Below are 25,825 nucleotides of genomic sequence, written 5' to 3'. Positions count from 1 at the left end.
TAAAAGAAGGACACCATGCAACGATACCGTCAGCGATTTACGGCGATGCCCGTAGCGTTCTACCTGGCAGCCCCTTTATTGATGATAAGCCCGCCGCTTTGGGCGCTGGAAGCCACCGTCAGCGGCGTGTCGGGCCCGGTCGAAGAGAACATCGACGCCTACCTGCAAAATATCGACGAAGAGCGCTACACCGACCTGCGCCTGGAAGGCGAAATTCGCCAACGCACTCAGGAAGCGATGCGCGTATTCGGCTACTACGAGCCAGAGGTCGAGGTGACCCTCGCCGAACCCGTTCGAGTAAGTATCGAGCCCGGCCCCCAGGTGCGCATCGAAACGCTTTCGATCAACATCGAAGGCGATGCTCAGGACGACCCGCCGTTTCAACAGGCGCTGGACGACTTCCCGCTCAAAGAGGGCGATGTGCTCGAACACGAGCCCTGGGATCAGCTCGGCTCCGAGTTTTCCGGGCTTGCCATCGAGCGCGGCTACTTCGACTGGGGCTTTACTGACCGGCGCATGGAAGTGCGCCCTTATCAGGAAAGCGCGCGCCTCTACATGGATTTCGATAGCGGCCCGCGCTACCGGTTTGGTCAAACGCGCATCGTGGGAAGCCATATCCAGCCGGAGCGGCTCAAACAGATGCAGGATTTTGAGCCCGGCGACCCTTATCTTGCCGAGTCGATCGCGCTTTACAACCAGCGCCTGGGCGAGACCCGCTGGTTTCGTTCGGTGACCGTTCGCCCGCGCCTGCAAACCGCTCAGGAGCTCGTCATTACGCCGACCGGCGGTGGGGCGGCCTGGTACGACTCCGCCACTGCCTCCCAGCCAAAGCGCCCAAGGCTCTCGAGCGCCGCCTTTGCAAGTGCGTTGAGCGTGGGCCAGCCCAACGACTACCGTCTGCCGATCGATGTCACCGTCGAGCCCGCCGACCGTCATCAGTTCGAAACCGGTATCGGCTACGCCACCGACGTTGGCCCCAGGCTTCGTTTTGGCTGGCAGCAACCCTGGATCAATAGCCTCGGTCACAGCCTGAACCACGACCTTTATATCTCGGGGCCGGACCAGCGCTTCACCGGGGTTTACAACATTCCGCTCGAAGACCCGATTCGCGACAACTACCGACTGCAGTACGGTATTCGTAAGCGTGAAGACAACGACACCGAGTCGCTCGAGGGCACGGTAGAGTTCGCGCGGCGCTGGGAGTTCGACAACCGCTGGGTGCAAACCCTTTACGTGCGCACCACCTACGAGGATTTCACCCAGGGTAATCTTTCGGATGAAGTGTGGCTCTACTATCCCGGCATTCAGTGGTCGCGCACACGCACGCGGCCCACGCGCTTTCCGCTCTGGGGTGACCGCCAGCAGCTGTCGCTGGAGTATTCCGATACGTTATGGGGCTCGGACGCCACGTTTTTGCGCGTGACCGGCGATACCGAGTGGATTCGCACCCTGGGCGACAGCAACCGCTTTTTGGCGCGCTTGGGCGTCGGCGCCATCGAAACTGACGATTTCGACAAGATTCCGCCGTCGCTGCGCTTTTTCACCGGCGGCGATCAAAGCGTGCGCGGCTACTCCTTCGAGAGCCTGTCGCCTCGCGACGACGATGGGCTTTTGCGTGGCGGCCAGCAGATGTTGACCTCGACGCTCGAGTATCAGCGCCGGGTCACCGGCGACTGGTGGGGCGCGGCCTTCGTCGACAACGGCAACGCCTTCGACGATTGGAGCGCCGACGATCTTAAAACCGGCGCCGGACTTGGCGTGCGCTGGATCTCGCCGGTCGGCCCCATTCGCTTCGACGTCGCCCATCCTTTTGATGATGAAGACAACGACTTCCGCATTCACTTCTCTATCGGCCCCGAGTTCTAGGAGCGCATTTTGGCAGACGTTGCAAAGAAAAAGCCGCGAACGAAAAAGCGGCTCTCCTCCGGCGCGCGTACCCGACTGGCCGTTTGGAGTGTGATTCGCCTGGTGATCCTCGTGCCGCTATGGCTGTTTGGCCTGGTCGCACTGGTACTGGGCGCGGCACTGTCGCCCTGGGGGACGGCGCAGCTCTTCTCCCAGGTCGAGAAACGCGGCTACGTCAGTGTTGAGGCGCAGTCCGGCGGTCTGCTCGACGAGTTCACGCTACAGGGCTTTCGCATGAACGTCGCGGGCGTGCAGGTGGCGATCGACGATCTCGAGCTTCGCTGGGCCGACGACTGCCTGCTTTCCGGTAGGCTCTGTATCGACACGCTGCGCGCCGAAGGCGCCGACATTCGCCTGGGCGCGAGCCAGAACGAGCCGGAGCCGCCGCCGGACAATCAGCCGCCGCTTCGCATCACGCTGCCGTTTCCCATCGAGCTTCGTGAACTGGTGTTGAACGATACCGCGGTCACGCTCGGTGACGGCACGCGCATCACCGTCGATTCGCTTACCAGCGCCGCGATCGCCGAGGGCCAGAGCGTACGCCTGGCCCCCACGGAGCTTGACCAGCCCCGAGTTTACCTTCCGCCGTCGCCGGGCGTGCGTTTGACTCAGGGGCTCGAGACGCCGCTGGACGCCACCGGAATCGACGGCGCCATTGCCGTGCATACGCCGCCGGCGCCCGAGCCCGCCGAGCAGGAGGACAGCGGGGTGCTGGTCACGGAACAGGGCCGTACCCAGCTTCCCGACATCATGCTGCCGATCGACGTCATCGTCGAAGAGCTCGCCATCAACGACTTCGCCCTGGAAGGCGCGGTCGATTACAGCGTCGAGCGGCTAACCCTGGTGGGCTCGGCGGTCGAGCACGACATCGCGATCGATACCTTCTACGTGCTTACTCCGGACGCCGAGGTGAATCTCGACGGCACGATCCGCCTGGCCGAGGAGTATCCGCTCGATCTGAACCTGGCCACCACGCTCTACCTGCCGGAGCGCTTTCCCGAGCTTTCCGGCAACACGGTGTCGCTTGCACTGTCCGGCTCGCTTGCCGAACTTGAAGGCGAGCTCGATACCGAGGGGCTGGTCAACGTCGTGCTCGATGCCAGCGTCGACGTACTCGACCCACTGTTCGCGTTCGACGTGCGCCTGCAAACCGACGAGCTGCAGTGGCCGCTCACACCGGTGGAGGGCAGTGACGCCGAGCCCATCCGAGTCGAGGATCTCGACCTTCGCGCCAGCGGCAATCTGGAAGCCTTCGCGGTGACCGTCGATGCCGAGGGCATCGATGACACGCGCCTCGACGGGCAGGTGGATCTCGATGATCCGAGCTACCCCTTCGATGTGCGTTTGCAAAGCGAGCGCTTCCAGTGGCCGCTCAACGTGCCGGAAGACGCCGACACCGCCGCCGAGCCCTTCGTGGTGCAGAACCTGGATCTGCACGCCAGTGGAAGTCTCGAAGAATTCACGGTAACGCTGGATGCCGACGGCGTGGAGAACACCCGACTCGAGGCGCGCGCCGATATCGAGGACCCGAACTATCCCTTCACTGCGCGGCTTCAAAGCGACCGACTACAGTGGCCGCTGATCACTTCCGAGAGCGCCGACGTCACCCCCTGGGTGGTGCAGAATCTGGATCTGCGCGCCAGCGGCGATATCAATGCCTACACCCTGGCCCTCGACGTCGAGGCCGAAGGCCCGGACGTGCCGCTTCTATCGCTGAACCTGGAGGGTAGCGGCGATACGGGCAGCTTTGGCTGGTCGACGCTTGCGCTTCAAATCGACGAGAGCCGCCTGGCAAGCCAGGGGCGCGTGAACTGGGCCAACGCCATTACGCTGGACACGACGATTCGCCTCGACGAGTTTGATCCGTCCCACTTCGTGGCCGAGCTCGACGGCTCGCTCAACGGCGATATCGAACTGGGCGTGCTTCAGCAGGGCGAGCGCTGGCTGATCGATCTCCCTACGCTCGATATCGAGGGCGAGCTTCGCGATTACCCGCTCACGCTGGCGGCGTCTCTGCGCGCCAACTCGGATCTCGAGGCCGACATCGAGAGCCTGGTCTTCACCCAGGGCAACAACCGCCTGACCGCCCAGGGCCGGGCGAGCCAGCAGGCGCTGTCGATCGACGCCGACATCGCGCTCAATCAGCTGCAAACGATTCATCCGCAGCTTGCCGGGCGTCTGGCCGGCAATGTTCAGGCGCGCGGCAGCATCGAGCAGCCGCAAATCAACGCCGCCCTTGAAGGCAGCGACCTGCGCTTTGCCGACAATGCCGTCGAGCGGCTTTCGCTCAACGCCGATATCAGCGGCATCGATGACCCGCGCCTGGACATCGACCTGCTGCTCGACCGGGTCGTGGCCGGTGGCCAGACGCTGCAACGCCTGGAGCTGACCCTCGAGGGCCTGCTTTCCCAGCACACGCTGTCGCTTGATGTGCAGGGCGATGATACCAGCGCCTTGCAGCGCGCCGAGCTTGCGCTGCGCGGACGTTTCGATCAGGCCAACCAGCTCTATCAGGCCAACGTTACGCCGCTTGAGATCGACTCTGACGCCGGCGATATTCGCCTGGAGAGCCCGCTGGATTTGCGCTACAACCTGGCCAATGGCCAGGCGCGGCTGTCGCCGTTCTGCCTGCGCCGGCTCGAAGGCGGGCTCGTGTGCTCGACAGAAACGGTCAACGCTTCGGCCGAACAGGGCCGGGCGCTTCTAACCGTGCGCGAAGTGCCGATGGAAGCGCTCGAGCCGTTTTTGCCCGAAGAGTGGCGTCTGGACGGCGACACCACCGCGGATCTGGCGCTCTCCTGGAGCCAGGGCGGTGCGCGCTGGCAGGCCGACGTCGAGCTTTTGAGCGAACTGGCGATCACCGCGGTCGACGGCTACGGCCAGCCGGTGCGCTTACCGGTCATCAATCTGGATGCCCGGATCGATGCCAACCAGGCCAACGCCAACGCCAGCGTGGTACTGTCGCTGTCCGAGGCGGGGCGTTTGGCGCTGGATCTGAGCGTGAGCGACCCGATCGGCCGGGGCGGGCTCAACGGCGAGCTGCGCGCCAGCAATATCGTGCTCGAACCGTACCTGCCGCTGGTCGCACAGCTCGATGAGCTGCAGGGCGCGCTCAACGGCACCGTTTCGATTGGCGGCACGACCGCCCAGCCGGATTTGCAGGGCACGCTGGCCCTTCGCGGCGTGCGTGCCCGCGGCCCGGACATTCCGATCGACGTTCAGGACGGCGAGCTTGCGCTGCGCTTCGACGGCGGCCAGGGCAGCATCGACGGCTTCATCGCCGCCGAGCGCGGCCGGCTCAACATCTCCGGTGACGCCTACTGGCCGGAGAACGAGCAGTGGCGGGCAGGCGTCGACCTGAACGCGGTTCAGGAGCCGCTTTTGGTCGTGCTGCCCCAGTTCGGGCGCCTCGAAGCGGCGCCAAACATTCGTATCCGCGTCAACCCGGAGCGACTCCAGATTCGCGGCAACGTCGATATTCCCTGGGCGCGGCTGGAAATCGGCAGCCTGCCGGCCTCGGCGATTACCCCAAGCGGCGACGAGATCATCATCACCGAGCGCGACGACCGCGAGGCCGAGCGCATCGCACGGCTGCGCACCGCCAACGGCGAAGGCCCGAGCGCGGCGGATGAACTCGCCGCCGGCGGTATGGAGATCGACATGCTGATCACGCTGAACCTGGGCGACGACATGGAGCTCTCCGCCTATGGGCTGGAATCGAACCTGGCGGGCAGTCTGGAGGTGCGCCAAGACAGCGGGGTGCTGCAACTCTTTGGCGAGGTAAACCTGGTAGACGGGCGTTTCCAGGCCTTCGGTCAGGATCTGCTCATTCGTCGCGGCCAGCTGCTGTTCAGCGGCCCGCCCGGGCTTCCCGTGCTCAATTTCGAGGCGATCCGAAACCCGGAAGTGACTCAGGACGACGTGATCGCGGGCCTCAGGGTCACCGGCACCGCCGAAGAACCGAACGTAGCGATCTTCTCGGAGCCGGCGATGCCGGAGAACAGCGCGCTTTCTTATGTACTTCGCGGGCGCGCCCCGGATTCCTCCGGCGGTGTCGACAGCGCCTTGACCACGGCGCTGATCGGTATGTCGCTCGGGCGCACCGGCGGGGCGGTCGGCTCGATTGGGGAGGCTTTCGGCATCAACGACTTGACTCTGGATACCACCGGCGCCGGTGACGAAAGCCAGGTCGCACTCAGCGGTCAGCTTACCGACGATTTGCGAATTAGCTACGGTGTGGGAATCTTTTCGCCCATCGCTGAACTAACCTTACGCTATACGCTTTGGCGTAATTTCTACGTCCAGGTGGTTACCGGCACGAGTCAGGCGGTCGACTTGATCTACACCTTCTCGCGTCCGGGCTCACCGACGATACTTCCACCGATACTCCCACGGCAATAAGAGGTGGCCATGACACTTTTTTCCAGAACATCGGGATCACTGCCAGGCCGTGATACGCCGATCGAAACAAGCGAGACCCATACCGTCAACGGCAACGCCCTGAAGGGGCCGATCCCTGACGGCTTCGAGGAGATCGTCCTCGGCATGGGCTGCTTTTGGGGCGTCGAGCGTCTCTTCTGGCAAATCCCCGGGGTACACGTGACCGCCGCAGGCTACGCCGGCGGCGAAACCCCCAACCCGACCTATGACGAAACCTGCACCGGGCGCACCGGCCATACCGAGGTGGTGCGAGTGGTCTATGATCCCGACCAGGTCTCGCTGGCCACGCTTTTGCGCACCTTCTGGGAGGAGCACGACCCGACCCAGGGCAACCGGCAGGGCAACGATATCGGTAGCCAGTACCGCTCGGCGATTTTCACCACGACCGACGCCCAGCGCGAGCAGGCCGAGCAGAGCCGTGATGCGTATCAGAAGGCGCTCGATGAGCAGGGCAAGGGGCGCATCACCACCGACATCTATCCGCTGGACAGGTTCTACTATGCCGAGGGCTACCATCAGCAGTACCTGGACAAGAATCCCGGCGGCTACTGCGGTTTGAAGGGCACTGGCGTGACCTGTGCGATTGGTTAAGCTTTATTGATTCACGCAGACCCCGTCGGCGGTCTAGCCGGTCATCTGCGTTTTCCAACCTGTTGGCCTTTTCCGCTCGCTCGAGCCTCTCGAGCGAGCGGCTTACGTTAAAGAAGACGACGGTTCACTACGACAGCTGTTCGATGAGACGGCTCTTCGATTGAACGACGTCGAACTGCAAGGAGTACTTATGTCGATGCAGGCTGAATTTGATTACGATCTGCTGGTCATTGGAGCCGGCTCCGGCGGCGTGCGCGCCGCGCGTACCGCAGCGGCTCGAGGCGCACGGGTGGCCATTGCCGAAGACCGCTACCTGGGCGGCACCTGTGTCAACGTGGGCTGTGTGCCGAAAAAGCTCTACGCCTACGCCTCTCACTTTCGCGACAGCTTCGACGACGCCGCAGGCTACGGCTGGCATCTGCCGGATACGCCGACCTTCGACTGGCCGACGCTCAGAGACAACAAGTCCGGCGAGATCAAGCGGCTAAACGGCATCTATCAGCGCCTGCTGGAAAACGCCGGCGTCACGCTCTATAACGCCCGGGCGACGCTCAAGGATGCCCATACCGTGTCAATGAGCTCTGCCAAGGGCGAAAGCGAGGTGAGCGCGGCCAAAATTCTGCTCGCCACCGGCGGCTGGCCCTGGGTACCCGACTTTCCGGGCAGCGACCTGGCCGTCACCTCCAATGAGGTATTCGATCTCGACACCTTTCCCCAGCGCTTTCTGGTACTGGGCGGGGGCTATATTGCCGTCGAGTTCGCCAGTATCTTCAACGGCCTGGGCAGCGAAACGCATCTGATTTATCGCCGCGAGCTTTTCCTGCGCGGCTTCGATGACGAGGTGCGCGCCTTTACCCGCGACGAAATGAAGAAAAAGGGCGTCAATCTGCACTTTGACACCAACATCGAGCGCATCGAGCGCGGCGACGATGGCCTGAACGTGACGCTCACCAATGGCGATACGCTCACCGTCGATACCGTGCTGGTGGCCACCGGGCGGCGTGCCAACGTCAGCGGGCTGGGGATCGAGGCGCTGGGCATCGAGCTCGACGACAGCGGCAAGATTCCGGTCAACGAGCGCTTCGAGACCAGCGTGCCCTCGATTCTGGCCCTGGGTGATCTGATCGATAGTCCGGAGCTTACGCCGGCGGCGATCGCCGAGGCGATGCAGATCGTCGAGCATCACTTTGGCGAGACTACACCGGAGCCGCTGGACTACGAGCGCGTTCCCACCGCGGTATTTTGCCAGCCCAACATCGGCACCGTTGGCCTGACCGAAGAGGCTGCCCGGGAGCGCTTCGCCAACATTCGTGTTTACCGTACCGACTTCAAACCCATGAAGCACACGCTTTCCGGAAGCAGCGAGCGAATGCTGATGAAGCTGGTGGTGGATGATGAAAGCGACGTTGTGGTCGGCGCGCATATCGTGGGTGAAGAGGCGGGCGAGCTGATTCAAAACGTCGGCATTGCCGTACGCGCCGGGCTCACCAAGGCCGATTTCGACCGCACTCTGGGCGTTCACCCGACCGGCTCCGAGGAACTCGTCACCATGCGCGAACCCTCGCGTACCTGACCCGCATGCTGACGTGGTGTAACCGGGGCGATTCATGACAAGCGGGCGAAAGCCCGCTTTTTTTTACCACTTCATCGAAGTTGGACTAAGCTTTTAACGGTCACAGAGAGGATCGATATACCGTACAGCATTGCCCGTCACATATAATTAAAAATTATTGAAAAGGGAGCCAAGGATAATATGAGCTTTGAGTTATACGTCATCAGCTGTTATGATCCTGCTGGAATTCGCAACGGCGAAGTATCACCATGAGCATGCCTTCAACGCCTTTTACCCCATCGTTCGACCTGGCGCGGCCGACCGTCGCTGACGCCGTGGTCGGTAATGAACAGACGCCGCTCTATATCCGCAAGCCCAATGCCGACGACGGCTGGGGTATCTTCGAGCTGGTCAAGGCGTGCCCCCCGCTGGACGTCAACTCTGCCTACGCCTATCTGCTGCTCGCTACCCAGTTTCGCGATACTTGCGCCGTGGCGACCAATGAAGAGGGCGAGATCGTCGGCTTCGTTTCCGGCTATGTAAAGGACAACGCACCGGACACGTTTTTTCTGTGGCAGGTCGCGGTAGGAGAGAAAGCGCGCGGTACCGGGTTAGCGCGCAGGCTGATCGAGGCCATCATGTCGCGTGACGAGCTCAGCGCCGTACACCACATGGAAACCACTATCACACCGGACAATCTCGCGTCCTGGGGGCTTTTCCGCCGCTTGGCGGCGCGCTGGCAGGCACCGCTCAACAGCCGCGAATATTTCTCCACCGAACAGCTCGGCGGTGAGCACGACCCGGAAAACCTCGTGCGCATCGGACCTTTTCAAACCGATCACATCGTCTAGCCAGGTCGAGCGCCGCGCGACACCTTGAAAATTCATCGAACCGTCTCAAGGTTTTTTAAGCGCTTGAGACAGGAAATTTTTTGAAAGGGAGGTCATGATGCAGACCCAAACGTTTGAACGGATGGAATCCAACGTACGCACCTATTCGCGTTCGTTTCCCGTAGTATTCACCAAGGCTAAAAACGCCCGTTTGACCGATGAAAACGGCCGCGAATACATCGATTTCCTCGCCGGCGCTGGCACGTTGAACTACGGCCACAATAATGCGCACCTGAAAGAAGCGATGATCGATTACCTCGCCTCGGACGGCGTAGTACATGGGCTGGACATGTGGACGGCGGCCAAGCGTGACTACTTCGATACGCTCAACGAGCTGATCTTCAAGCCGCGTGGGCTCGACTACAAGGTGCACCTGCCGGGGCCGACCGGTACCAACGCCGTCGAAGCCGCCATTCGCCTGGCGCGGGTGGCCAAAGGGCGCCACAACATCGTCACCTTCACCAACGGCTTTCACGGTGTCACCATGGGGGCGCTGGCGACTACCGGTAACCGCAAGTTCCGCGAGGCCACCGGCGGCATCCCGACCCAGGGCGCAAGCTTCTTGCCTTATGACGGCTACATGGGCGAGCACACCGATACCCTTGACTACTTTGAGAAGCTGTTGGCGGACAAGTCCGGCGGGCTCGATATTCCCGCGGCGGTCATCGTCGAAACCGTGCAAGGCGAGGGCGGTATCAACGTGGCGAGCCTCGAATGGTTGAAGCGTCTGGAAGGTATCTGTCACGACCACGATCTGCTATTGATCGTCGATGATATTCAGGCGGGCTGCGGGCGTACTGGCAAGTTCTTTAGCTTCGAGCACGCCGGCATCAAACCGGATATGGTCACCAACTCCAAGTCGCTGTCCGGTTTCGGCCTGCCGTTTGCTCATGTGTTGATGCGCCCGGAGCTCGACCAGTGGAAACCGGGCCAATACAACGGCACGTTCCGCGGCTTCAACCTGGCCATGATCACCGCGACCGCCGCACTGAAAAAATACTGGTCCAACGATACCTTCGAGCGCGATGTTCAACGCAAGGGCCATATCGTCGAGGAGCGCTTCAAAACGCTGGCCAAGCGCCTGTCGGATAACGGCATGCCCGCCACCGAGCGTGGCCGTGGCCTGATGCGCGGTATTGACGTGGTCGATGGCGATATCGCCGATGCGATCACCGGTAAGGCGTTCGAGCACGGTTTGATCATCGAAACCAGCGGTCAGGCCGGCGAAGTCGTCAAGTGCCTGTGCCCGCTGACCATCAGCGATGAAGACCTGATCGAAGGCCTCGATATTCTGGAAAAATGTGTCGACGCCGTGATCAGCGGCCAATAACGGATCCAACGCCAAGCCATCGTTTCGGCGGCCATCGACGGCCGCCTTTCAAGGAGCACACCGATGATCGTTCGCAACCTGGAAGAAGCCCGCAAGACCGACCGCCTGGTAACCGCTGAGAACGGTAACTGGGACAGCACGCGTCTGGTGCTGGCCAGCGACAAGGCCGGTTTCTCGTTTCACATCACCCGGATCTTTCCGGGCACCGAAACCCACATTCACTACAAGAACCACTACGAAGCCGTGTTCTGCTACGAAGGCGAAGGTGAAGTGGAAACCATCGCCGATGGTAAAATCTGGCCGATCAAGGCCGGCGACATCTATATGCTCGACCAGCACGACGAGCACCTGCTGCGTGGCAAGGAACAGGGCATGACCGTGGCGTGTGTCTTCACGCCGGCGCTGACCGGCAAGGAAGTACACCGCGAAGACGGCTCCTACGCGCCGCCGGAAGAGTAAGCGTCGCTCGTGACACCATGATGTAGTATCTCGAAGACAGCCCAAGCGGGCTGTCTTTTTTATGGCCGGGTTCCTGTGACGTTTTAACCGTGCATGGGCAAGCAGATCTCTACACATCAGACCGGCTTCTATTGGTTCGCATAATATATATTATGTTAAATCATATGGCAGTCATTGAGTAAAACCCTTAACATCATTGGACAACCGGACGCACTTCTTCATATTATCCCAGCTCTTGTTTGGTAAGGGACTTCCGATCTATGCGCACGAAACTGACCTGGATGATGGCAGGCATGCCGCTACTGGTAGCCTGCGCTGCTCAACCGCCAGCGCCTCAAGAGCCCCCGCCGCTTGATGATGCCGCGTTCAACGCGCGCATCACAAAGCTCGAGTCCACGCTTTTAGAGCAGTGTGACACCCAAGCGCTGGAGTCGCGCCAAACGAGCCAGTACGAAACGCTCAGATCCAACATGCACGAAGTGGGCAACCTACTGCGTGTCTTGCAAAAGGACGTGGCGACTATCGAGGCGCGCGGCGGCGAACCCCTCATCGTGCGTGAAGAGTGCGAAGCTCAGCCGGTACACAACGCCAAAACGGTGCTCGGGCGCAGCGAATGGGTCGGCTTTCCAGCGATCGGTACCTACCTCAAGGCGCGTATCGACTCCGGGGCCTCGACATCGTCGCTGTCGGCGTCCGATATCACGCGCTTCGAGCGTGACGGCGAAGACTGGGTACGCTTCAAGCTCGCGCTCAACGACGAAGACGTGGCGGTCGAGCGCGTTAAAGACGAATGGATCGAAGCGCCGATCCAGCGTCGCGTGCGCATCGTGCAGGCCTCCGGCGAAGAGTCGCGCCCGGTCATTTCGCTGTTGATGACGTTAGGGCCCATTCGCGAAAACGTCGAATTCACGCTCAACGACCGTACCCACCTGGATTTCCCGGTGCTGCTGGGACGGCGCTTCATGATGGATATTGCCACCATCGACGTCGCCCAAACCTACGTTCACGATCGGCCCGAATTCCCCGGCGGCGAACCTGCCGACCAGGCCGCTGACGATGAAGTCTCTGAAGATCAGGACGATACAGAAGAGTAGCCGCTCTACCTCCTCGAGCCACCGCTCTCCCCTGTCGTTTAATGCCGCAAGGAATCAACCTTCATGTCACGCTTGGCGTTTTATTTAATCGTGGGCTTTTTGCTGGTCGTGGGTATCGCGGCCAGTATTCATCGTCACGTTCAGTTCGAAATTCCCTGGACCCCCGGCGAGCAGCGCCAGGTGTGGGAGATCGAGGCGGTGATCACGTTCAACGCCCAGGATGGCCCGGTTCAGGTCGATTTGGCGCTGCCGTCGCATCAGGCGGGCTATCGTGTATTGACCGAAAACACGGCCTCATCGGGCTATGGCCTCGCCTATAGCGCCGACGAGCTGGGCCGCCAGGCGCAGTGGACCATCCGCAATGCCGCCGGTAGCCAGCAGCTTTACTACTCGGTGCAAATGCTGGTATCGCCCGAAGCGCGCGCGCCTATCCAGACGCCGCCCGGGCTATCGACGCCGACGCCCTGGGGGGCGCCCTACGATAGCGCCGCCGAGCAGATCATCGAGCGGGCCTGGGCGCGAAGCGCCGATAACGCCACGTTTGCCCGCGAGTTGATCCTCGATCTCAACGGCGAACGTCAGGCCGAGAACGCGCGGCTGCTGTTGAGCCAGGAGACGCCGACGGCGCTGATCGTACGGCTATTGAACCAGGCCGGTGTTCAGGCGCGGGAAATCAGCGGCCTCATGCTCGAGGACGCGCGCCGGCGCCAGTCGCTGACCAGCTGGATTCAGGTGTTCGACGAAACCGGCGAGCAGTGGACAGTGTTCAATCCAAGGACCGGTGAGCGTGGCCGCCCGGATAATCTGCTGCTATGGGAAACCGGCGGCCGCGCGGTACTCGAGGTTCAGGGCGGCACCAATTCCCAGGTCAGCTTCTCGATGCTGACCCACAACCAACCGGCGTCGGCGGCGGTGCGTAACCACCGCTCGGACAGCACGCTCTTGAACTTCTCGATTCACAGCCTACCGCTGGAGGAGCAGGCGCTGTTCCAGACCATTTTGCTGATCCCCATCGGGGCGCTGGTGGTGGTGCTTTTGCGCGTTTTCATCGGGGTGAAAACCTCGGGTACTTTCATGCCGGTTCTGATCGCGCTGGCGTTCATTCAAACCACGCTTTTAACCGGCCTGATCGGCTTTCTGCTCATCGTCGCGGTGGGCCTGGTGATCCGAAACTACCTGTCGCACTTGAATTTGCTGCTGGTGGCGAGGGTGTCGGCGGTCATCATCACGGTCATCGCGATCATCGCCGCCTTCACCGTGCTCGCCTATCGCATGGGCCTCTCGGCGGGGCTCACCGTCACCTTCTTCCCGATGATCATTCTGGCCTGGACCATCGAGCGTATGTCGATTCTTTGGGAGGAAGAAGGCCCGAAGCAGGTGCTGATCCAGGGCGGTGGCAGTCTGGTGACCGCGGTGCTCGCGTATCTGGCCATGAACAACCCCTGGATTCGCCACATCACCTTCAACTTCCTCGGCGTGCAGTTGATTTTGATGGCGTTCATTTTGATGCTGGGTAACTACACCGGTTATCGCCTGCTCGAACTGCGCCGCTTCAAGCCGATTATTGATGACGAGAAGCCCTCATGAGCTGGTTCAAGGACTGGACCTGGCCTTCCAGGCTAAGAGACAAGGGCATCATCGGCATGAACCGGCGCAACATTCGCTACATCGGCCGCTACAACTCGCGCAAGCTCTACCCGCTGGTGGATGACAAGCTCAAGACCAAGCTGCTGGCCCAGCGCTATGACATCACCACGCCCGCACTGATCGGTACGGTGAGCACCCAGTTCGGCGTCAAGCATATCGGCGCCATGCTCACCGGGCACAAGGGGTTTGTGATCAAGCCCGCCAAGGGCAGTGGCGGCAAGGGGATTCTGGTCATCGAAAACGTCGACGATGACAACGTCTTCATCAAACCCAGCGGCGCGCATTTGACCCTGGTCGACCTCGAGCGTCACGTATCGAACATTCTTTCCGGGCTCTATTCGCTTGGTGGCTCGCCGGACGTCGCGGTGATCGAAACACTGATCAACTTCGATGAAAGCCTGATGGCTTACACCTACGAAGGCGTGCCGGACATTCGCGTCATCGTTTTCAAGGGCTACCCGGTGATGGCCATGATGCGCCTGTCCACCGCCGCCTCCGATGGCAAGGCCAACCTGCACCAGGGTGCAGTGGGCGTGGGGCTCAACATCGCCACCGGCGCGGCGCTCAGAGGCGTTCAGTTCGACCGCCCCTGCTACAGCCACCCGGATACCGGCCACGACCTGGCGAGCCTGGTCGTGCCACAGTGGGACACGCTCCTGAATTTGGCCGCCGGCTGTTATGAAATGACCGGCCTTGGCTATCTGGGCACCGACATGGTGCTCGACCGGGTACACGGCCCCATGTTGCTGGAGCTCAACGCCCGGCCCGGGCTTGCCATTCAGATGACCAACGGCGAAGGACTTCGCCGACGCCTCGATCTGATCGAACGCCAGCCCGAGGGCGTCAGCGCCAAGGAGCGCGTGGCGTTTGCCCAGCATCACTTCGCGCGCCAAAGTGAGCTCGTCAGCGCCCCTGACACAGAGACGGCGAGCGCGTAAACTAGGCTCACCATGTTGACCCGGTCGCTGATGATGAAAACCAATACGTTACTGCAGCAAGCCGAATCGCAATGCATCAATCGCGGCGTGCGCTTCACCCCGATTCGCAAGCGCGTGCTCGAAATGATCGCCGACAGCGGCGGTGGGCTGAAAGCCTACGACCTGCTCGACCAGCTCTCCAGCGAACACGCCGCCGCGCGTCCGCCGACGGTGTACCGCGCGCTCGAGTTTTTGATCACCGAAGGCTTCGTTCATCGCATCGAGTCTCAAAACGCCTACATCGCCTGCGCCTGCCCCGAGCACACCCACGGTTTTCAGCTGTTGATTTGCCGCCTTTGCGGTCACGTCGAAGAGCTGCACCTGGATGCCATCAGCGACGAGCTGGTGGGTCTTGCGCGAGAAAAAGGCTTCAACGTCGAACGTCAGACCATCGAATTACAGGGCTACTGCGCTACCTGCCGGGAAAGCGGCCAGGCAAACGCCGCCGCCGACTGACTTTTTTCTTAGCGACCCTTCAAACGAGTATCCGTTATGTCCCGTTTCGACCCGCACGCCTCGCTTTTCAAGGCGCTCGAATCCGCCGGATGCGATGAGACGCTGCCGCCGACCCAAACGCTGCTGGACGCGGCCAGGTTCAATAGCGACGGCCTGATACCCGCCATCGCTCAGCAGCATGACAGCGGCGAAGTACTGATGATGGCCTGGATGAACCGCGAGGCGCTCGAGGAGACCCTCTCGACCCGCCGGGTCTGCTACTACTCCCGCTCGCGCGGCAAACTCTGGCGCAAGGGCGAAAGCTCCGGCCAGCAGCAGGCGCTGGTGTCCGCCGCGTTCGACTGCGACGCCGATACCGTGCTTTTGCAGGTAGACCAAACCGGTCCGGCGTGCCACACCGGCCGGCGCAGCTGCTTTTATATCGCCGTCGACCACGAAAAAGCCGCCATCACCAGCGCGCCCCTCATCGACCCGGCCACGCTCTACGCCAAGCGCTAACGTGAACGCCTGGCGGGCGGTCAAGAAAGGGGTCATCAAAACCCCTGGCGCCCTGATGATCGCGCTGGTTCGGCTCTACCAGCTCATCCTGAGCCCCCTGCTCGGCCCGCGCTGTCGCTTCTGGCCGAGCTGCTCCTCCTACACGATCGAGGCCATCCAGGTACACGGCCCGCTTAAGGGCGGCTGGATGGCCTTGAAACGACTCGTCAAATGCCATCCGGGCCACCCCGGCGGCATGGACCCGGTGCCCGGCGGGCGCAGCGAAGCGCTTTGCCGCGACGACGAAATCGAGTGCGATAAATCCAAAACCGGCAACACACACTGCTGCAACGATCGATCCGATTAGGCGCTTTGCGCGACCTGATAGATGCGCTCGAGCATGGCGTGCAGGCCGTTGCTGCGCGTCGGCGAAAGGTGCTTGTCGAGGCCCAGATCCTGCAAAAAGTGCGGCTGGGTGGCGGTAATCTCGGCCGGGGTGCGTTCGCTGTAGATGCGCAGCAGCACGCCAATAAGGCCGGAAACGATGGCCGCGTCTGAGGTCGCCTTGAATACCAGCTTGTCGCCGTCTTGCTCGTGGTTCATCCAGACGTTGGACTGACACCCCTGAATCTTGTACTCCTCGGTTTGCCACTCGGCGGGAAAGTCGGGCAGCTGCTTGCCCATATCGATGATGTACTGGTAGCGATCCATCCAGTTGTCGAACATCTCGAACTCTTCGATCAGTTCCTGCTGGGCAAGCTCGGGGCCTGGCGTGCTCATGGTTTCTCCTTGAAGGCATTAGGCAAATTTGGCCGTCATTATAACGCTCAATCGCGCCGTTTTGTGGGTGAAGCGCCCAGACGATGGCGCTGCTGTTCGGTGTGCCACTGCTCGGCCTCGGTATGCAGATAGCGGCTGGTGGTTTCAAGACGCGCATGGCGCGCGCTTTGGGCCAGGTACCTGAGTTCGATACCCGACTGCGCCTGGTGAGTAATCGACGTATGGCGCAGCCAGTGGGGTGTCGCGTGGCGTAGGGCCTCGATGTGGCCCGGCGCGCCCTGCTCCGCCTCCAGCGCCTCGGCGGCCTGGGCGAAGGTTTTTTTGATCAGCCGGTAGAGCTGGTTGTCGCTGATACCGCGAACACCGTCGAGCGCGCGCAGAAGCGGCGTTGCCTCGTCAAACGCAGGAAGCGATGAGAGCCCCAGCGCCAAGCGCCACTCGGCCAGTGCGCCCAGCATATCCTCGGGCAGCGGAATGCGTGCGGTTTTCTGCCCCTTGCCGGTCACCACCCACCACCAGCGCCCTTCCCTGAAAACGAAATCCTCCATACGGGCGCTGGCCATCTCACTAATACGCGGGGCCAGCAGATAGGCAAAACTGAAAATGAACCGGCACCGCGCCCGCTCATAGCGCTGACGGGTACTCGCGCCCTCCTCCGTATCTCCATTCAGCCAGCCCCAAAGCCATTGCCAAAGCTCGTACTCCAGGTAACGCTCGACGCCAAGTGTTTGGTTATTGAGCCGACGCGACTTGTCGCGCATCAGCCGAAACGGGTTGTGCGCGACCCACCCGGCCTCGACCAGCCAGCCGTAAAGCCCTTGAAGTATCACCAGACTTTGACGCCGGCTCGCCGGCGACAGCCCCGCACGAAACGGCCGCCAGGCGGGGCTCGAGCGCGACGCCCCACCCCCCACCCAGCGCGAGGCCGGCTGCGGGTCTTCGAGAAACGCCTCGAATTCACGCAGCCCTTCCCGATCGAGTTCGCCCAAACGCCGCCGTGTGCTTGAGAGCCACAGCAGCAGCCGCTCCGCCTCGCGCCGATACGCCTTGAAGGTTTGCGGGCTCTCGCGGTACTCGGCTAGCCATAGTCCGACCGCCTCGGCGTCGCTTGAAGCCGTAATATGGGCAACGCCTTCTGCCCTACCGACGACGTCAAAAACCCTCGAAATATCATTATCTTGAAGGGTGTAAACCTCGTTACTCACTACGCTTTACCTCTTTAATACCTCATGCCTCATGCCTCACGCCTCACGCCTCATGCCTCACGCCTCACGCCTCACGCCAAATTCTGCTGCCACAGCTACAAAAACTCAAGATAATACGTGTAATCTTGAATTTATTGACAGTATCATAAATAAAATTACATATTACGTTTTACGTAATTATTGTTTAAATCGAAAAGCTGTCGCAAAATGGTGTCTTTATCAGTCATTGGAATCGACATCATGGCGCGTAGCGGTATTCAGTACGGGGACGTTCAACAGGCGATCGATACGCTGTTGAGTCAGGGAGACACTCCCAGCGTTCAGCGTATTCGCGAGGTGCTGGGCACCGGCAGTTTCACGACCATCAGTGAGCACTTTCGTCAGTGGCGCAGTGAGCGCGAGCAAAATCGCGACGTGCCGCCGCCCAGAGGCGTGCCGGAAGTGGTGGCCAACGCGGCCAGCTCGCTTTGGGCGCAGGCTCAGGAGGTCGCCAACGAAGCGCTGGCCCATTATCGGGAGGATGCCAATCGCCAGGTGCTCGAGGCGCGCGAAGCCGCCGAGCAGGCCGACCAGAACGCTCTTGACGCCGAGCAGCGCGAGAAAGCACTGACAGAGCATTTGCGTCACACCGAAGCGAGACTCGAAGCGTTGAGCCGTGATCTGGCCACGCTCGAATCGACCCAGAGTCAGCTCGTCGAGCAGGCCACCCGCGCCGAACAGCAAACCGAACGCTCTCATCGCGCCTTCGAGGCGCTGGAGAAGCGCTATCACGCGCTGGAAGAGAGCGGCCAAAAGGAGCGTCAGGCGCTTCAAAGCAGCTGGGAGCAGCGGCTGAGTCAGGAAGAGGAGCGCAACGAGGCCTCGGAAGGCAAGCTCATGGCGCTACTGGATACGCTCAGACAGGAGCGCGCCCAGCAGGACAAGGCGCACCAAAAGCGTGTGAGTCAAATGGAGCAAAAACTGGGCGCTCTGGAAGAGTCGCTGGCAAGCGAAAAGCAGGCGCTACAGCAAAAAAGTCGCGACGAGCAAAGCGCCCAGGAGCGCCTGGCGCGCCTCGAGCAGGAGAATCAGCGCCTCAAGGAGCAAAACGCGACGCTGGCGCGAGAACGCGAAGAGACCGAACAGCGTCTGATAACAACGCGCTCGCAAGCGAGCGAGGCTAACGCCTGGCAGCAGACGCTCAATGAGCAGGTCGAGGCGCTTCATCGCCAGCTCAAGGAGTTGCCTCAAACCCTTGAAGCAGCGCGCCAAAAAGAAGAAACGAAAAAGCCACCCCGCTGACGGAGTGGCCTTCGTAGAGCCCATGTGAGGCGAGCCGATTAAAACCAGACGCTCAGGTTTGCGGTTTTGGCGCCTCGTCCTCGGCTTCATCGGGCAGCTCCCAGCTGCCTTCCTCGCTCCAGGGATCGTTCTCGGGAAACTCCTCGATATTGATCTCAGGATCCGAATAGTCCGGCTGGTAGCGCAGATCGTACTTTGCCGCGCGCACCATCGACATCATCAACAGCACCGCGATCAACAGAAGCGGTACGCCGCTAACGATACTGGCGGTTTGCAGCGTCTCGAGCCCGCCCAAAAACAGCAGCGACATGGGCAGAAACGACAGCGTGAACGCCCAGAACAGGCGGTGGAATTTCCCCGGTTCCTCCTCCAGGTTCTTCTCCGCCGCGGACGAGAGAATGTAGGCAATGGAGTCGAAGGTGGTTGCGGTAAAGATCGACAGCAGTATCACGACCGCCGCCGTGACCAGCCAGGTCAGCGGCAATTCGCCGAGCACCGCGTAGAACGCCGCGTTGGCGGAGCGGTCGTTCATGATCTGAATGACGTCCAGGGTGCCGCTCAACTGCAGGTAGAGCCCGTAGTTACCCAGAATGATGAAAAATAGCGCACAGCCCAGCGACCCGAAAAAGATCGATCCCGCGACCATGGTCTTGATCCGGCGCCCCTTGGAAATACGCGCGATGAAAAGCCCGACCGTAGGTGCGAACACCAGCCACCAGGCCCAGTAGAAAATCGTCCAGCTACGTGAGAAGCCTGTCTCCTCGAAACCGCCAAGCGCGCCGAAGGGTTCGGTCCAGGTCGCCATGCGCACCAGATTGCTCAGCATCAGGCCGATCGAGTTGAGCCCGGTCTCCAGAATGAACACCGTGGGGCCGGCCACCAGAACGAACAGCAGCACACCAAGACCCAGCCACATGTTGATGTCGGACAGAAGCTCGATACCGCCCTTGAGACCGCGCCAGGCGCTGGCGGCAAAGAGCGCCGTGGTACCTATCAGCACCAGAATCTGACTAAAGGCATTGGGCGTGAAATTGAAAAGGTTGCCCAGTCCTTCATTGATCAGTGGTACCAGAATGCCCAATGAAGTCGCGCCGCCGCCCAGCATACCGAAGATGAACAGAATATTGATGACGTTGCCCAGCCAGCTTCGCGCGAGTTTCTCTCCCAGTACCGGGCGAATCGCTTCGCTGATGCGCAGCACCTTGTTCTTGCGCACATGAAGAAAGTACGCCATGGGAAGCGCCGGTACGAGATAGATCGACCAGGCGATCGGCCCCCAGTGGAACATGCCATAAGTGGCCGCCCAAGCGGTCGCCTCCTCGGAAAACGGCTCGAGATGAAACGGCGGCGACTGAAGGTAGTACATCCACTCCACCATGCCCCAGAACACCACCGCCCCGCCGATCCCGGCGGCAAACAGCATCGCCCCCCAGGAGAGCAGCGAAAACTCCGGCTCGGCATCGATATCGCCGAGCTTGATCTGGCCGATGTCGCTGAACACGATATAGATCATGAAGCCTAGTGACGCGAGCCCCATTCCCAAGTAGAGCATGCCAAAATTACGCGACACGAACGCCTGCGCCGCCATGACCCACACACGCCCCACTTCTGGAAAGAGAATCAAGGGTAGCGTTACCAGCAGCAAAAGCCCTAGCGAGCCGAAAAAGATCGGCTTGTGAATGTTGGATAACATCGACGACGTTTTAATGATCCTGTCTCCCGAACGTGTTGGTAGAGTTAAGAGTTATTAGTGATTGGGCTCAAGAGAGCGAAACCCAAGTCGCACGTCTCTACTCAACCATACTACCGGGCGCCGTTTTATCAATTTTCTGACGCAGCCAAGCGTTGACTGTCGGTTAAAATCCCGCTGTCGACCGGAGCAGCGTGATCGATACCGGTGACCCAAGCGCTAAAAAAAGCGCCCCGCAATGGCGGGGCGCTTTTCACTGTCTAGCGTGCTCGATAAGGCAGTAAAAACGCCTACAACCTCAGCCGACCATTTACAGACACGTATCAGTAGTAAGCGTTGGTCGTATCCGAGTGGTCGGTCACGTCGCGGATACCGGCGAGTTCCGGAATGCGCTCGATCAGGGTTTTCTCGACGCCGTCTTTCAATGTCAAATCCACCGCCGCGCAGCCTTGGCAGCCGCCGCCGAAGGCGAGAACCGCCACCTTCTTGTCGGTCAGCTCAATCAGTTTGATTTCGCCACCGTGAGCGGCAAGACCCGGGTTGATCTCGCTGTAGAGCACGTAGTTGATGCGATCTTCCAGCGGGCTATCCGCATTCACCTTGGGCATCTTGGCGTTGGGCGCCTTGATGGTGAGCTGTCCGCCCATGCGGTCGGCGTTGAAATCCACCACCGCCTCTTCCAAAAACGCCAGACTGTTCTTGTCGAGATAGACGTTGATCTTCTCGAGCTCGAGCAGCACGTCCGTAGGCTCTTCTTCGCCTGGGCGGCAGTAAGCCAGGCAGGTTTCCGCGTAGGGGGTGCCGGGCTGGGTGATGAAGATACGCACCGCAATGCCATCCACGTTTTGCTTTTCCAGCAGTTCCGCAAGATAGTCCTGGGCGCTATCGGTGATGTCGATGCCGGGCGCTTCGATAGTCGTGGTCATGAGCGGTCTCATCCTCCTGTGGTAGCGGCGGTGCCGCGTCACATGTCATTTGCCTCTATGGTATGCAAAACCGACTGCGGACACAATCCCGACCATTTTAGTAAACTATTAGTTCCTGCAGCTCTTGCCAGCCCTTTTACCGTCGATATTGGCGCGAAAGCCTGGCCAGTTGACGCCCCGAGTGCTGCCCCGATCAAGCGCGTTTGATATGATAAGCGCCATTTGCGTCGATGTTCGCGCCGAACTTCCCTGATTGCGCTGTTGGAGACTCCCCTTCGCCATGGCTTTACGAGATATGACCGCATCGCTCACCCAACGTCTTTCCCGAAACATCCTGCTTCTGGATGGCGGTATGGGCACCATGTTGCAAAACGCAGCGCTCAGCGAGGCGGAGTTCCGTGGCGAGCGCTTCAAGGCGTGGCCATCGGATCTCAAGGGCAACAATGACCTGCTGGCGCTGACCCAGCCCGAACTGGTCGCGCGCATCCACCGCGACTACCTCGAGGCTGGCGCGGACATACTCGAAACAAACACCTTCAACAGCACCCGCCTCTCCCAGGCCGATTACGGCATGGAGGAGCTGGTAATCGAGCTCAACCGCGAAGCCGCGCGGCTTGCGCGCCAGGTGTGTGACGAGGTGACCGAAGAGACCGGCGTCCCTCGCTTCGTGGCCGGGGTGCTGGGCCCGACCTCGCGCACCGCCTCGCTCTCGCCAGACGTCAATGATCCGGCCAAGCGCAACGTCACCTTCGATGCGCTGTACGAGAACTACTATGAAGCCGCGGCGGCGCTGATCGATGGCGGCAGCGACTTGATCATGATCGAAACGATCTTCGACACGCTCAACGCCAAGGCGGCGATCTACGCGCTCGAAGTGCTGTTCGAGGATCTGGGCAAGCGCCTTCCCGTGATGATCTCCGGCACGATTACCGACGCCTCCGGGCGTACGCTGTCGGGTCAGACCACCGAGGCGTTCTGGAACTCGGTGCGCCACGCCAAGCCCCTGACCGTCGGGCTCAACTGCGCCCTTGGCGCCGAGGAGCTGCGCCCCTATCTCGAAGAGCTTTCGACCCGCGCCGACACCTATGTCTCCGCACACCCCAACGCCGGGCTTCCCAACGAGTTCGGCGAGTACGATCAGACCCCGGAAGAGATGGCCGCCATCGTCGGCGAGTTCGCCCAAAGCGGGCTGGTCAACATCATCGGCGGCTGCTGTGGCTCGACCCCGGAACACATTCGCGCCATTGCTGACGCGGTGCGCGATGTGGCGCCGCGTCAAATCCCGCAGCGCTCGACGGCGTGCCGACTCTCCGGGCTCGAGCCGTTCAACATCGAGGCGGACTCGCTGTTCGTCAACGTCGGCGAGCGCACCAACGTCACGGGCTCGGCGCGCTTCAAGCGCCTGATCGTCGAAGAGGACTTCACCACCGCGCTCGAGGTGGCGCTGGAGCAGGTGGAAAATGGCGCCCAGGTGATCGATATCAACATGGACGAAGGGATGCTCGAATCCCAGGAAGCCATGGAGCGTTTTCTGAACCTGATCGCCGGCGAGCCGGACATCGCGCGCGTGCCGATCATGATCGACTCCTCCAAATGGGAGATCATCGAAACCGGGCTCAAGTGTGTGCAGGGCAAGGCGGTCGTCAACTCGATCTCGTTGAAGGAAGGCGAAGCCGCCTTTCGCGAGCAGGCCACCAAGTGCATGCGCTACGGTGCGGCGATCGTGGTCATGGCCTTCGATGAGGAAGGCCAGGCAGACACCTTCGCGCGCAAGACCGAAATTTGCGAACGAGCGTATCGCCTGCTGGTCGATGACATCGGCTTTCCCGCCGAGGACATCATCTTCGATCCCAACATCTTCGCCATCGCCACCGGCATCGAGGAGCACAACAACTACGCGGTGGACTTCATCGAAGCGTGCCGCTGGATTCGCGAGAACCTGCCCCACGCCATGATCTCCGGCGGCGTCTCCAACGTGTCGTTCTCCTTTCGCGGCAACAACCCGGTGCGCGAAGCGATCCACTCGGTGTTCCTGTTCCACGCGATCAAGAACGGTCTTTCCATGGGCATCGTCAACGCCGGTCAGCTCGCGGTCTACGACGACCTGCCGGCCAAACTGCGCGACGCGGTCGAGGACGTGGTGCTCAACCGCCGTGATGACGCCACCGAGCGCCTTCTGGACATTGCCGACGAGTATAAGGGCGACGGCAGCAGCGGCCCGAAAAAGGAGGACCTGGAGTGGCGCGGCCTGCCGGTGAACAAGCGCATCGAGCATGCGCTGGTCAAGGGCATCACCGCCCACATCGAAGCCGACACCGAAGAGGCCCGCGCCCAGGCCGCGCGCCCCATCGAGGTGATCGAAGGCCCCCTGATGGACGGCATGAACGTGGTCGGCGATCTGTTCGGCGCCGGCAAGATGTTTTTGCCTCAGGTGGTTAAATCCGCCCGCGTCATGAAGCAGGCGGTAGCGTATCTGATTCCCTACATCGAGGCGGAAAAGAGCGAGGACACCCAGGCCAAGGGCAAGATCGTCATGGCCACGGTAAAAGGCGATGTTCACGACATCGGTAAGAATATCGTCGGCGTGGTGCTCCAGTGCAACAACTACGAGGTGATCGACCTGGGCGTGATGGTGCCCGCCGAAAAGATCCTCAAGGCCGCCGAAGAGCACAATGCCGATATCATCGGCCTCTCCGGGCTGATCACGCCGTCGCTGGACGAGATGGTTCACGTGGCCAAGGAGATGCAGCGCCGCGGCATGGATTTGCCGCTTCTGATCGGTGGCGCCACCACGTCGAAAGCGCACACCGCGGTGAAGATCGAGCCGCAGTACGAGCACCCGGTGATCTACGTCACCGACGCCTCGCGGGCCGTCGGCGTGGCCGGGCGGCTGTTGACGCCGAGCCTGAAGGCGGAGTATGTCCAGAGCATTCGCGATGAGTACGTGGTGGTGCGCGAGCGCAACGCCAAGCGCAGACCCAAGGCGGCGGATCTCGACTACACCCAAGCGCGCAAGCGCCGCTTCAAGACCGACTGGAACGAGGTGACGCCCGTCGCCCCCTTGCAGCCCGGCATCACCGTGTTCGAAAACTACGATTTGCGTGAGCTGGTGGAGCGCATCGATTGGACGCCGTTTTTCATGAGCTGGCAGCTCGCCGGCAAGTATCCGAAGATTCTCAACGATGAAGTCGTCGGCGAGGCGGCGCGCAACCTGTTCGAGGATGCCCAGGTGATGCTCGAGAAGTTGCTCTCCGAGGGCCATATCCACGCCCGCGGGGTAATCGGGCTGTGGCCGGCCAACACGGTCGATGACGATGTGATCGAGGTCTACGCCGATGAAAGCCGCGAGCAGGTCGTCGAGCGGCTGCACCATATTCGCCAGCAAACCACCAAGGGCCGCGACGGGCTTTGTTACAGCCTGGCGGACTTCGTCGCGCCCAGGGAGAGCGGCAAACCCGACTGGATCGGCGGCTTTGCGGTCACCACCGGTCATGGCGTCGATGAGCTCTCGAAAGCCTATGAAAAAGCCGGTGACGACTACAGCGCGATCATGGTCCAGGCACTCACCGACCGGCTGGCGGAGGCGTTTGCCGAGCGCATCCACGAGCGCGTGCGTAAGGAGTTCTGGGGCTACGTGAAAGATGAAACGCTCGATAACGACGCGCTGATCGCCGAAAAGTACCAGGGCATTCGCCCGGCACCGGGGTATCCGGCCTGCCCCGACCACACCGAGAAGGCGACCCTGTTCAGGCTTTTGGATGCCACCGAGAACACCGGGCTGGCGCTGACGGAGAACTTCGCCATGTGGCCAGCCGCGGCGGTGTCCGGCTGGTACTTCGCCCACCCGCAGTCGAAGTACTTCTCCACGGGCAAGATTACTCGCGACCAGGTCGAGGCGCTGGCGGCGCGCAAGGCCATGAGCCTCGAGGAGCTCGAGCGCTGGCTCTCACCGGTGCTCTCCTACGAGCCAGAGCCGACGGCCAGCGCCACGGTTTGAAGTGCCGCCACCCGGCGCCGGCTTTACAACCGGTGCCGGCGTGCATACGCTTTATAAATATCATTCAAGAATAAAAAGATAATTATATATTCTTTCATAGAATATGACGATCTGCGTTAAGGTGGCGG

The 25,825-nt window shown here is 61.2% G+C and carries 19 protein-coding genes; 15 read left to right on the top strand and 4 right to left on the bottom strand.

The window, feature by feature from the left end:
* The first annotated feature begins 15 nt into the window (after window positions 1–15).
* The 13 genes from RN347_RS08035 (at window position 16) to yidD (ending at window position 16,185) form a co-directional block, all read left to right on the top strand.
* Window positions 16–1,866 (top strand): autotransporter assembly complex protein TamA, encoded by a 1,851-nt coding sequence (locus RN347_RS08035; protein WP_409365777.1) that lies wholly within the window; start codon window positions 16–18, stop codon window positions 1,864–1,866.
* A gap of 9 nt (window positions 1,867–1,875) precedes the next feature.
* Window positions 1,876–6,306: a translocation/assembly module TamB domain-containing protein gene (locus tag RN347_RS08030; protein WP_311960775.1), complete on the top strand. Its 4,431-nt coding sequence runs from the start codon at window positions 1,876–1,878 to the stop codon at window positions 6,304–6,306.
* A 9-nt stretch (window positions 6,307–6,315) separates the two neighbouring features.
* The gene (gene msrA / locus RN347_RS08025; protein WP_311960774.1) at window positions 6,316–6,936 is read left to right on the top strand and encodes a peptide-methionine (S)-S-oxide reductase MsrA; all 621 of its coding nucleotides are present in this window, start codon (window positions 6,316–6,318) and stop codon (window positions 6,934–6,936) included.
* 196 nt (window positions 6,937–7,132) lie between these two features.
* Window positions 7,133–8,509 carry a glutathione-disulfide reductase gene (gene gorA / locus RN347_RS08020; protein WP_409365776.1) on the top strand — a complete coding sequence of 459 codons (1,377 nt, stop codon included), beginning with the start codon at window positions 7,133–7,135 and terminating at the stop codon, window positions 8,507–8,509.
* 248 nt (window positions 8,510–8,757) lie between these two features.
* Window positions 8,758–9,339 carry a diaminobutyrate acetyltransferase gene (gene ectA, locus RN347_RS08015; RefSeq protein ID WP_311960772.1) on the top strand — a complete coding sequence of 194 codons (582 nt, stop codon included), beginning with the start codon at window positions 8,758–8,760 and terminating at the stop codon, window positions 9,337–9,339.
* Window positions 9,340–9,436: 97 nt separating this feature from the next.
* Window positions 9,437–10,708: a diaminobutyrate--2-oxoglutarate transaminase gene (gene ectB / locus RN347_RS08010; RefSeq protein ID WP_263584145.1), complete on the top strand. Its 1,272-nt coding sequence runs from the start codon at window positions 9,437–9,439 to the stop codon at window positions 10,706–10,708.
* Between the two features lie 63 nt (window positions 10,709–10,771).
* Window positions 10,772–11,167 carry an ectoine synthase gene (locus RN347_RS08005; protein ID WP_263584146.1) on the top strand — a complete coding sequence of 132 codons (396 nt, stop codon included), beginning with the start codon at window positions 10,772–10,774 and terminating at the stop codon, window positions 11,165–11,167.
* 260 nt (window positions 11,168–11,427) lie between these two features.
* On the top strand, window positions 11,428–12,261 hold the full coding sequence (locus RN347_RS08000) for an ATP-dependent zinc protease (protein ID WP_311960771.1): 834 nt from the start codon (window positions 11,428–11,430) through the stop codon (window positions 12,259–12,261).
* 63 nt (window positions 12,262–12,324) lie between these two features.
* Complete coding sequence (locus RN347_RS07995; protein ID WP_263584148.1) at window positions 12,325–13,848, top strand: inactive transglutaminase family protein; 1,524 nt, start codon at window positions 12,325–12,327, stop codon at window positions 13,846–13,848.
* A complete protein-coding gene (locus RN347_RS07990; protein ID WP_263584149.1) occupies window positions 13,845–14,846 on the top strand; it encodes an alpha-L-glutamate ligase-like protein in 1,002 nt (333 codons plus the stop codon). The genes RN347_RS07995 and RN347_RS07990 overlap by 4 nt, the downstream gene beginning before the upstream one ends.
* A gap of 30 nt (window positions 14,847–14,876) precedes the next feature.
* A complete protein-coding gene (locus RN347_RS07985; RefSeq protein WP_263587317.1) occupies window positions 14,877–15,341 on the top strand; it encodes a transcriptional repressor in 465 nt (154 codons plus the stop codon).
* 36 nt (window positions 15,342–15,377) lie between these two features.
* Window positions 15,378–15,839: a phosphoribosyl-AMP cyclohydrolase gene (gene hisI / locus RN347_RS07980; protein ID WP_311960770.1), complete on the top strand. Its 462-nt coding sequence runs from the start codon at window positions 15,378–15,380 to the stop codon at window positions 15,837–15,839.
* Between the two features lie 55 nt (window positions 15,840–15,894).
* On the top strand, window positions 15,895–16,185 hold the full coding sequence (yidD, locus tag RN347_RS07975; RefSeq protein WP_263587318.1) for a membrane protein insertion efficiency factor YidD: 291 nt from the start codon (window positions 15,895–15,897) through the stop codon (window positions 16,183–16,185).
* Here the strand turns inward: yidD and RN347_RS07970 are convergent.
* Together RN347_RS07970 and RN347_RS07965 are read right to left on the bottom strand one after the other, a co-directional pair.
* Entirely contained in the window at window positions 16,182–16,598 is a 417-nt protein-coding gene (locus RN347_RS07970) for a SufE family protein (RefSeq protein ID WP_311960769.1), read from the bottom strand. The genes yidD and RN347_RS07970 overlap by 4 nt on opposite strands.
* A 47-nt stretch (window positions 16,599–16,645) precedes the next feature.
* Window positions 16,646–17,767, bottom strand: a complete 1,122-nt coding sequence (locus tag RN347_RS07965; RefSeq protein WP_311960833.1) for a tyrosine-type recombinase/integrase — start codon at window positions 17,765–17,767, stop codon at window positions 16,646–16,648.
* A gap of 243 nt (window positions 17,768–18,010) precedes the next feature.
* Here RN347_RS07965 and RN347_RS07960 point away from each other — a divergent pair, with 243 nt between their 5' ends.
* The gene (locus tag RN347_RS07960) at window positions 18,011–19,084 is read left to right on the top strand and encodes a DNA-binding protein (RefSeq protein WP_311960768.1); all 1,074 of its coding nucleotides are present in this window, start codon (window positions 18,011–18,013) and stop codon (window positions 19,082–19,084) included.
* Between the two features lie 52 nt (window positions 19,085–19,136).
* Here the strand turns inward: RN347_RS07960 and RN347_RS07955 are convergent, their stop codons facing one another.
* Window positions 19,137–20,777 (bottom strand): BCCT family transporter, encoded by a 1,641-nt coding sequence (locus tag RN347_RS07955; protein WP_311960767.1) that lies wholly within the window; start codon window positions 20,775–20,777, stop codon window positions 19,137–19,139.
* Between the two features lie 320 nt (window positions 20,778–21,097).
* Window positions 21,098–21,700 carry a Fe-S biogenesis protein NfuA gene (nfuA, locus tag RN347_RS07950; RefSeq protein WP_263584154.1) on the bottom strand — a complete coding sequence of 201 codons (603 nt, stop codon included), beginning with the start codon at window positions 21,698–21,700 and terminating at the stop codon, window positions 21,098–21,100.
* A gap of 280 nt (window positions 21,701–21,980) precedes the next feature.
* Between nfuA and metH the strand changes: the two genes are divergently transcribed.
* Window positions 21,981–25,697, top strand: coding sequence for a methionine synthase (gene metH, locus RN347_RS07945; protein ID WP_311960766.1), 3,717 nt, complete (start codon window positions 21,981–21,983; stop codon window positions 25,695–25,697).
* Window positions 25,698–25,825 lie beyond the last annotated feature (128 nt).

Origin of the sequence: Halomonas sp. PAMB 3264 (assembly GCF_031954245.1) — a bacterium.
Lineage (GTDB): Bacteria > Pseudomonadota > Gammaproteobacteria > Pseudomonadales > Halomonadaceae > Vreelandella.
Note: the sequence above shows the minus strand (reverse complement) of the source record. Positions and strands in the feature narration are given on the sequence as shown.

Bases quoted from the DNA above. Each gene is read 5' to 3' on its own strand.
- metH (WP_311960766.1), top strand. From the start codon at position 21,981: ATGGCTTTACGAGATATGACCGCATCGCTCACCCAACGTCTTTCCCGA.
- ectA (WP_311960772.1), top strand. From the start codon at position 8,758: ATGAGCATGCCTTCAACGCCTTTTACCCCATCGTTCGACCTGGCGCGG.
- RN347_RS07990 (WP_263584149.1), top strand. From the start codon at position 13,845: ATGAGCTGGTTCAAGGACTGGACCTGGCCTTCCAGGCTAAGAGACAAG.
- RN347_RS07995 (WP_263584148.1), top strand. From the start codon at position 12,325: ATGTCACGCTTGGCGTTTTATTTAATCGTGGGCTTTTTGCTGGTCGTG.
- hisI (WP_311960770.1), top strand. From the start codon at position 15,378: ATGTCCCGTTTCGACCCGCACGCCTCGCTTTTCAAGGCGCTCGAATCC.
- RN347_RS08000 (WP_311960771.1), top strand. From the start codon at position 11,428: ATGCGCACGAAACTGACCTGGATGATGGCAGGCATGCCGCTACTGGTA.
- RN347_RS07960 (WP_311960768.1), top strand. From the start codon at position 18,011: ATGGTGTCTTTATCAGTCATTGGAATCGACATCATGGCGCGTAGCGGT.
- RN347_RS07985 (WP_263587317.1), top strand. From the start codon at position 14,877: ATGATGAAAACCAATACGTTACTGCAGCAAGCCGAATCGCAATGCATC.
- RN347_RS07970 (WP_311960769.1), bottom strand. From the start codon at position 16,598: ATGAGCACGCCAGGCCCCGAGCTTGCCCAGCAGGAACTGATCGAAGAG.
- RN347_RS08035 (WP_409365777.1), top strand. From the start codon at position 16: ATGCAACGATACCGTCAGCGATTTACGGCGATGCCCGTAGCGTTCTAC.
- ectB (WP_263584145.1), top strand. From the start codon at position 9,437: ATGCAGACCCAAACGTTTGAACGGATGGAATCCAACGTACGCACCTAT.
- RN347_RS07955 (WP_311960767.1), bottom strand. From the start codon at position 20,777: ATGTTATCCAACATTCACAAGCCGATCTTTTTCGGCTCGCTAGGGCTT.
- yidD (WP_263587318.1), top strand. From the start codon at position 15,895: ATGATCGCGCTGGTTCGGCTCTACCAGCTCATCCTGAGCCCCCTGCTC.
- RN347_RS08005 (WP_263584146.1), top strand. From the start codon at position 10,772: ATGATCGTTCGCAACCTGGAAGAAGCCCGCAAGACCGACCGCCTGGTA.
- msrA (WP_311960774.1), top strand. From the start codon at position 6,316: ATGACACTTTTTTCCAGAACATCGGGATCACTGCCAGGCCGTGATACG.
- nfuA (WP_263584154.1), bottom strand. From the start codon at position 21,700: ATGACCACGACTATCGAAGCGCCCGGCATCGACATCACCGATAGCGCC.
- gorA (WP_409365776.1), top strand. From the start codon at position 7,133: ATGCAGGCTGAATTTGATTACGATCTGCTGGTCATTGGAGCCGGCTCC.